The organism is Bradyrhizobium sp. (genome assembly GCF_049586575.1).
In the GTDB taxonomy this organism is placed as follows: domain Bacteria; phylum Pseudomonadota; class Alphaproteobacteria; order Rhizobiales; family Xanthobacteraceae; genus Bradyrhizobium.
On sequence record NZ_JBAVCF010000337.1, the window covers coordinates 1 to 8,247 of the forward strand.

General features: G+C 59.5%; 6 protein-coding genes. 1 reads left to right on the forward strand and 5 read right to left on the reverse strand.

The window, feature by feature from the left end; translation table 11 throughout:
* On the forward strand, positions 1-273 hold a 273-nt coding region (locus tag WB528_RS13150; RefSeq protein ID WP_423888847.1), incomplete at its 5' end, for a hypothetical protein.
* 191 nt (positions 274-464) lie between these two features.
* On the opposite strand, the gene WB528_RS13155 is transcribed toward WB528_RS13150, so the two are convergent.
* The 5 genes from WB528_RS13155 to WB528_RS13175 form a co-directional block, all read right to left on the reverse strand.
* Positions 465-3,677, reverse strand: coding sequence for an AAA family ATPase (locus WB528_RS13155; RefSeq protein WP_423888848.1), 3,213 nt, complete (start codon positions 3,675-3,677; stop codon positions 465-467).
* A gap of 2 nt (positions 3,678-3,679) precedes the next feature.
* Positions 3,680-4,705: a catalase gene (locus tag WB528_RS13160; RefSeq protein ID WP_423888849.1), complete on the reverse strand. Its 1,026-nt coding sequence runs from the start codon at positions 4,703-4,705 to the stop codon at positions 3,680-3,682.
* A gap of 296 nt (positions 4,706-5,001) precedes the next feature.
* A complete protein-coding gene (locus WB528_RS13165) occupies positions 5,002-6,393 on the reverse strand; it encodes a Dyp-type peroxidase (RefSeq protein ID WP_423888850.1) in 1,392 nt (463 codons plus the stop codon).
* Positions 6,394-6,421: 28 nt separating this feature from the next.
* Entirely contained in the window at positions 6,422-6,943 is a 522-nt protein-coding gene (locus tag WB528_RS13170) for a hypothetical protein (protein ID WP_423888851.1), read from the reverse strand.
* A 99-nt stretch (positions 6,944-7,042) separates the two neighbouring features.
* Positions 7,043-7,651, reverse strand: a complete 609-nt coding sequence (locus WB528_RS13175) for a hypothetical protein (RefSeq protein WP_423888852.1) — start codon at positions 7,649-7,651, stop codon at positions 7,043-7,045.
* Between the last annotated feature and the right edge of the window lie 596 nt (positions 7,652-8,247).

Sequence of the window (8,247 nt, forward strand, 5' to 3'; positions counted from 1 at the left end):
CTGTTCGACCGATCGAGAAAATGGCTCAAAGAGGAACTCTCGTTCTTCACGGATGCGGTGATCGTTCCTATGGGAGACATGGTTTCGGAGGTGCTGATCCGCATTGGCCGGGACATGGCCATTTCCAACGACAGGATTCTTGCCGGAATGCCCCATGCAAGCGGGGCTAACAACGGACCGATTTCCAAATTCCTCGGGGCTGCTGAGGAAGAGGACGAGTGGCGCCGTCGCTTCGTGAGCATCACGGCCAAGGTCAGAAGCCTCTCAGGCTAAAATGGGAATGTTCGATTTGATTAGAGGGCTATGGCATAGACATAGTGCTCATCATCGTCGGCCATGGCCCGCCACGCGCGCCAAGCTCAATAAAATCAACAGGCCTGCTACTGGTCTCGGATAGTGTTCCAGACGATGTTCGCGAAGCCATAGGCAAGCGCGAACATCACTTCAGCCTCAGGTCGTCCGGTCTATCCAGCTAAAGACTGCAAAAGTTGATCAGCCTCGCGCAGATCCGAAGAGGTTTCGGTAGGGGCAAATTTTGTCCTCGTCGACATCAATAAATCTCGGGCTTCGGTGTGTCCGCGTCCGCCTTCGCTTCCACTCATGAGCAGCCGCGCAAAGCTGATCGCGGTTCGCAGTTCCCAACCGACCGCGCAGAGCTTTCTTGCGGACGCAAGAGATCGCCTGAACAGGCGCACGGCAGCGCGGTCGTCTCGACCCGGTTCGCGACAAAGCAGCGTTCCGTGGATCCGGTAAATTTCCGGAGCGGCCCAGAGCTCGCCAGTTTGCTCCATCTGAGATTCGGCCAAAGCAGCGAACGCCCGCGCCCTATCCATCTGCCCAATCCGTCCGAATTCCGCGGCGAGCATAATTCGGTAGAGAGGCATCTGGATGCATCGATTGTCAGCCGGTAACTTGGCGAGCAGGCCGCACAACTCGTCGAGTACGTCCGGCGCGGGGCCTCGTGCCGCCAGCGCAGAGGTTGCCCACAGCGGACCGATGACCCGGTACATCGGATAGCCGTAGTCCTTCGCAACCTTCAGGCCGCGCTCGACGCTGGCAAGGTTGGCCGCAAGGTCACCTTCGTACCAGTAATCGCCGACGCCAAGAACGGACACGAATGCCAGCATGAAAGGGTGCCCGATTTCATTCGCGAGCGTGCGCGCCGCATGACAGCACTCTCTGGCTCGGCTGGGCCGCCCCAACAGCCATTCGATGTGTCCCGAATAGACAAGCGACACGATCATCGGGTCGTGTTGATATACCTGGACAAGCTTGCCATGTCGGCGAGGATTGTAATGTGCGCTGATCAGGCCAGCCAGTTCGCGCGCCTCGTTCAGGCGACCTAGAAAGAAATTGGCAATCAGAGCCGCGGTGTATGCCATGAGCGTGGCCTCGTCGTCATGCCACCCCTCGGCCCGCCGAACGAAATCCTGCGCGTGTTCGAGTCCACTGGTGAGTTCGCAGTTGACCAGCTTGGCCAAGGCTGAGCCCCACAGGACCGTCGACTTCTCGCGAATGGTCCCGCAACTGGCGCAGAGCTCAAGCGCCCGGCTGTATGGTCCATAGACGTTCGGATCGGACCACCCTGCGTTGGCTGTGTACGCCATCGCGAGGTTGGCCTGCAGCGCGATTTCTACCTCGTCCCGTCGCCGTGAAGCGGGCAGCTTCGATATCAGCGAAATGCCCTCGCGAAGATGAGCCACGGCCTCCTTGGTGGCGGATCGCTGGAGTGCAGATTTGCCCGCGTGAAGCCAGGCTTCGACTGCTTCTGAAATGTATCCGGCCCGCGCGTAGTGATAGCCCAGAACGGCTGGATAGCTGCTCTCCCCGATCGAGGCCTCCTGAGCCAGCCACGAGGCTGCGCGCGCGTGCAACTCGCGTCTTTCCTCCTTGAGGAGCGAGGAGTAGGCAGCCTCCTGAATCATCGCGTGGTTGAATGCGAAGAGCAAACGCCGTGCTTCCTTGATGTGATAAATGATGCCGGCGTGCTCCAGCGCTCGCAACGCGTCTTGAAGCGTTTCGCCCTTGCCCGGAAGTATGCTGGAAATGCCGTTATAACTGAACTGCCGCCCGAAGACGGAGGCGATCTGGGCCACGCGCTTGGCGGGACCGAGACGGTCGAGGCGCTCCATCAGCGAGTCGTGGACGCTTGCGGGCACCAAGGGGTCGGGCAATATCCCGCTCGGCGCGGGGCCTTCAGCGGCGGACGGGATAGCTCCGGAATCGACCACGGACCGCGTGACCTCCTCGATGAAGAGTGGCACGCCGTCGGTTCTTTCCACGATCTGGCTGATAATACGGCGCGGCATGAAACCGGTGCCCGCGACGGCCGTCACGATCTGCTCGCATTCCTGTGTTGTCAGTTTCTGCAGGGCAATCGGCCGGTTCGCTGCGCCCGATAACCAGCTCGGCTGGTAGTCATCGCGGTGCGTGATCAAGATCAGAACCCGCTCGCAATAGCAGCGAGCTATCACGCGCTGGAGCAGTTCGATGCTCGTCGGATCAATCCACTGGACGTCCTCGATGATCATCAAGACAGGCCTCTTGCGCGAAGCCGCGATGAGGACCTCGGTGAGGACCTGAAAAAGACGCTCGCGCTCAGAGGGTGAACCAAGGTCGGCAGGCTCGTATTCGTCGCAGGCCGCTATCGACAGCAGAGCTCCGTAGTAGTGGAGAGCGTCCTCGACATCGGGGGCGGCTCTCGCCAACAGGGAGCGCAACTTTTTTAGCGATAGCGCGGCGTCGTCGGCTTCCTGAATGCGCGCTCCGCGCCTCAGCCGCTCGATTTCCGGGGCAAGCGGCGTATTAACGTGGAAGGGCGAGCACTGTAACGACAGAACTTCGACCGGAGATGTGGCAAGCGAACTACGGAGCTCGCGGATGAGGCGGGATTTGCCGATGCCGGGTTCGCCGGTTATGACGCCGACACGCCCTGAGCCCGCTGCACTCAGCTTCCACAATTCGGCAAGCAAAGCGCTCTCGCCGGCCCGGTTGATCATCGGCGGCAGCGGCGAAGCCCGCGCCCTGTCGAACCTGCTTTCGCTGGCCGCAACGGCGTCCACGCGCCAAGCCTCGACCGGCCCTTCCACTCCCTTCAGTCGTCGTCCACCGAGCGGTGTGCAGATGAACGTTCCACGCGTCAACTCGTATGTGCTCGATCCGACGACGACACCATTCTCGTCCGCAATCGTTTGAAGGCGAGCAGCAACATGCACCGAGCTTCCGAACACTTCCTGGCGATCGGGGGGCTCGCCGGGCACGCTACCGACCACGACCACTCCGGTGTTTACCCCGATGCGCACACCGAGGCGCACGAAGGTGCCATCCGATAGAGGGAACGTCTGTTCCTTGATCGCGGCGACGATTGCAAGGGAGGCGCGGACGGCGCGTTCGGGGTCATTTTCGTGCGCCTGAGGCACGCCGAAATATGCCAGCAATCCGTCGCCAATTATTCTGGCGATGTGGCCGCCGTATCGGCGAATTTCCTCGTTACAGATATCGCGATAATTTTTTATGACCGTGAAGAATTCCTCGGGGTCAATCCTCTCACTTAGAGGCGTCGAACCTACGATGTCGATAAATACGACGGTGAGTTGCCGGCGTTCGGGGTGCAGAGCGTCGCTCTCGACATCCGGCGGCGGCCGTCCAGGTTCGCTCGACCGATCCAGGTTGCTCACGTTTACACCATATTCAGTTTCTGCCGCACCTGCAGCGACGCAAGATAAACTGCAAGCCGCATCCGGTTGACGCTGCCCAGCGGCCTGTGCTGCGGCAAGCAGTTCCACGGATTGAACGTCATGTGCTGGCAGTCGTAAAGCCGATTGGGCATCAGGAACTTCTGCCTCGGAATTGCAATGTGTCCCAGCCGTACGGTTCGATCCAGCGGGGCGGTCCACCACCGGGACGCATCCTCGGCATCGTCCGAGTTGGCTGAGTGGCGCACCCGTATCGAGAAATCGAATACGACGTCATCGCCGGGCCTGGCTGGGTCCAGATCACTCACCATCGCATCCTGGAGAAAGTTCTCCGATTTTGGCCAGGAGAAAGGTGTCCACCACCGAAAGGAGTTGCTCCGGCGGCCGGCAGGTTCAACAACGTACCGCACAACGTTGTCCTCGCCGAACAAGAAGGGCGACATGCTATGGTAGGTGGCGGCAAGCGGATCGCGGATTGTCAGCAGGCTTTGCAGTCCAGTCAGGAGGAACAAGAAAAGTTGCCGAGGATACCGCGCGATGAATGCGAACCATCGCGTGACCAAACGAAACCGTTCCGGCCAGGTCGCGTGGGGCGCCATGATCGTATCCATGAATTCGGAATAATCGACCACGTTCTTGCAGAAGAACACCGGAAAGCTGCTGAGGGCAAAATCATGCTCGCCGTCGCGTGTTTTGCCGGGCGCCAGCGTGCGAAGAAGGGTCGGCTTATCGAGGCCGTGAAGCTTGATGGACATGCCGCGAGCGTCGAGTTTCCGGTCGCTTTGCTGCCTGCCGACTCCGTTGGAAAACCGGACAATGGCCTGATAGCGGACGCCTGGGCGAAACAGCTCTGTCGTGAACTCAACCGGCAAATCGTCGCGAACGATGAATTGCGCATCGACACACCCATGTGATTTGGCATGCTGATCGCGCATCGCGCTGGCGGAACGATCCGAGATCTTTGCCGCACAGTAGTTATCGATGACCATTTGCGCGGCGAGCAACGCCATCCGCCTGATCAAGGTTGCCTCGTCTGGCGCGGCATACTCAAATTTGGTCAGCGGCGGCCGGTCCGGCAGCTCCGGCAGCGAATTCGCAAGCTCCTTGTATCGTGCCTGCGTTTCCTCCGAGCTTACAGCAGTGCGCGGCGGAGCCGGCCGCACGATCTGGAAGAGCATTTGTCCGAATTGTCGCGCACGCCGCAGTCCGTGAAACAACAGACTGGCAGGCTGGTCTCCCAGCAGGCGCGTCGCGAATCTGGGCCGGCTTGCCGGATGGTCGAACGGCCGCTGGGTGCGTGGCCGGTTCATGATGTCTGGACCCGGCCGGAGGCCAAGAGGCTCAGTCCGGTCAGGCTTGGAGCAAAGAAATAATCGCCGCCCCTGGTTTCGACGAAGCTCGGAATGTCGAAACAAATAAATGGTTGTCGCCCCGTTTTTTCGTCGCCCGGGATCATCATCCTTCCCTCCTTACGACTGCCGGCAATGGGGTCGGTGTCATTGCCCTGTTGGAAATCATCGCCGAAGTTCATCCATACGCGCTGCACGAACTCGAATTGATCGAACCCGGAATTGAATGCGATGAAGATGATGCCGCGCCTTTCTTCATCCTGCTGGCCGGGCGGTAGATATTTGCCGTACGCGATTCCGCGTCGAATCAACCGGCGCCGGCTCATCGTTCGGCCGCCGAACCCCAGCGCGTCACGCGGGTTGGCGCGGCGCACGTGCGCTCCCAGCGGACATCGTGCCCCCGCGGGATCGCCGGCGTATCCGAATGTATTCCCGGTATCGTTTGCGGGTTCATTCGGATGTTTGACCAGCGACGATCCATCCTGCCACCGTCCCATCATCTTGGCAGCCAGAAATTCCCGCGCAGTAGCGCCGGCTGGGACACCGTCGGGAAGTGCCTGGGTAAACGAGGCCACTTGCTCGTCAAGATAGCGGCGATACGCCTGCACGTTCTGTTCGAGCTTCCGGAAGACGAGATAGGTCGCATCCTCCGCCAAAAGGCTCGGCTGCGGCATAGGAGCAAGCTCGCCACCTTCGCCTGGGTAACCGAGAATGAACTCGCCCACCGGAATTTTGCGAAATCCCCCCTTGCCATCGGGATTACCAATGTCTTCGCGTGCTCTCGCCTTTCCCTCGCCGTGCACTCCCTCGACGCTCGGGTTGCTCAACCCATCGACAAAGCCAAAGTGCTCCCTGCGCGTAGTCTCGCCGTCGATGCACAGAAGTCCGGCGGGTTGATGCCCCAATTCCTCGATCCCCGACGGCAACATCTCCCTGAACGCTTGGCAACGCGCCTCGAGCACATCCGCCGTCTTGCCGTAGATCATGACCAGGACGTGTACCTGGCTCGTCGTCCAGGGCTCATCCCATTTCTCGGGCGAACTCTCGCCGACGTCCCCGAGCAGCTTCGCACGAGCCTTCATTCCATCCTGGAATTCAGCCGGAAAAGTAGCGAGACTCTCCTCCGGCACTCCAAAGGCCCGCAGTCCGTTGAAAGTCAGGGCGAGATTGAGTGTGGTGTCCGGCTTTGCGTCCCACTGCGCCGGCGTGATCGAGTCTGTATTCAGAAGCCGCTGCACCAATGCCCGGGCATCGTCCGCGCTACGGATGCCGAGGTACAGAAACCGTGCATGTGGAAAGGAAGCGTAGCCCAGGAGAATATTGCCTTGAATGTTGGAAAGGTCGAGCATCGCAGGTCTCACTTTCATCGCGACGTGGTCACAACTCTCCCGGGCGCGGCATCTCCGTTTGCAGGGTTCGCCACATCTGCAAGAAGTCGCGCTGGAGCTGTGCCGGATCTGGCGGCCTGCTTTGAACCTGTTTTATGAAATCGCCCAAGCGGCGGCGGGATATCAGTCCCTTGAGAATGTCGCTTACGCTCGCCTCGGGCTGGTCAGCCAGAAGAAGGTTGGTCGTGAGCTGGCATTGTTCAAAATATGCCGAGAGTTGATCGCGGCTCCGGATGCCCGGAAAGCGAATGCAGTGATCCCAAATGGCGGTTACCTGGTCCGGAATATTCTCGACCATTGCCTGGACCAGAGCATCAATGCTTCGTCCATCGAAGTCGCACACGAACAGCAGATAGGGTGACTTGAGAGCATCGGCCTTCGCCGGCGTTCCCTGATAGGTCAGCCGGTCAATGATAACAAACCGCGCCATATGAACGATCGGCACGTCGCTCAACGGCGAGCCGCGAGGGTAGCGTTGCTTGTCGTCCAGCGAGCGCAGATGCGCGCGCAAGTCGGCCGATTGCCCTTTGCCGATGGGGAATAGACCCGTGAAGCCGTATTTCGAACCGTTTTGATTTGCCATCCGCACGCACTCCGCTCGACCAGCCTGCTACTCCGGCACGGGACCGAACGTTCCAAGCTTGTTCTGCACACCTACGAGAAGACGATTGAATTCGACCGCAAATCTTTCGGGCGACAGCTCGCGAGAGGCTTCCGCAAATTCGTCGAGCTGGCTGCGTAATTCGAGGCCCGCACGGACGTCTCGTACGGACGCGCCCGGATAGGCGCTATACGAATGATCCGACTCCACCTGGTTGCGCTGGATATAGGCCTTGAGCGGTCCGACCGGCCGGGCCAAGGGATACCCGATGCTCCAAAACCATACGATGTCGAGAGGTACGTAGAGCACGTCGGCGAACGCCTCGATGTACGGGCTCCACGGGCCGTTGAACGTGCTCAGAAAGAACAGATAATCGTAATTCAGTTTTTCCGTTGGCTGCTGGTCATCCAGATGCGGAAAGCAATTGCGCTTGACGACGACCCAGTGAACGAACGGCAGAAACGCCAGCGCCTTGGCGGTGTTTTGAGTCGATTTCCGGCGATCGAATATCCAGAGCACCAGGCTGACCACCCAGGTTCCGAAGCGGTTCATCGGCGTGATCACGTTAAACGCAACGGCTTTGCCCAGTCCGTCCTTATTGCGCGCGCGATCGGCCATGAAATCCTCGCGATGCCGGGCGAAGCGAAAGATGCCCGTGCTAAAAGACCATAAGTAAATTCCGAAATTCAGTAATGGGGAGTGCTCGCATCAATGTAACACCGCCGCGGGCAGATAATTCAGAGAATCCGGAAAGCACTTTGTCGCGGCGAGGGTCGATTGTGCAGCACGAGATGGTATATATCGCGTCCTCGGATTTCTAATAAGTATCTGATTATATTAGCCGTCTTGCGGCGGCACGGCAATCCCTCCCTCTCCGTCGGCCTGCGCCCTGACGGGCTTTGGGTGGCATGCCAGCCCCAGTTTCGCATATCAAACATCAGGCGTCACACCCAAGACGGTGTAACGCCGTGACTTAGCATTCCCGCCGCACGTTTTGTGTGCCCGAGCGATGCATCGTGTCGTCAAGAGGGCACACGGAATGCCGGACGCGCTTGAGTGGATTGCCCACGACCTCGGCCACCCCAACCTCACCTTCACAGCTTTGACACTTCGACCTCCGTCGAATGTTCCTGTCGAAACGGCTGCTATTGATCCGGTGTTGACCGTGATCAAACGAGCCAACGGAGAACATCATGAAGCGTTCGACCGAAGCG

Bases quoted from the DNA above. Each gene is read 5' to 3' on its own strand.
- WB528_RS13160 (WP_423888849.1), bottom strand. From the start codon at position 4,705: ATGGCGTTGCTCGCCGCGCAAATGGTCATCGATAACTACTGTGCGGCA.
- WB528_RS13165 (WP_423888850.1), bottom strand. From the start codon at position 6,393: ATGCTCGACCTTTCCAACATTCAAGGCAATATTCTCCTGGGCTACGCT.
- WB528_RS13175 (WP_423888852.1), bottom strand. From the start codon at position 7,651: ATGGCCGATCGCGCGCGCAATAAGGACGGACTGGGCAAAGCCGTTGCG.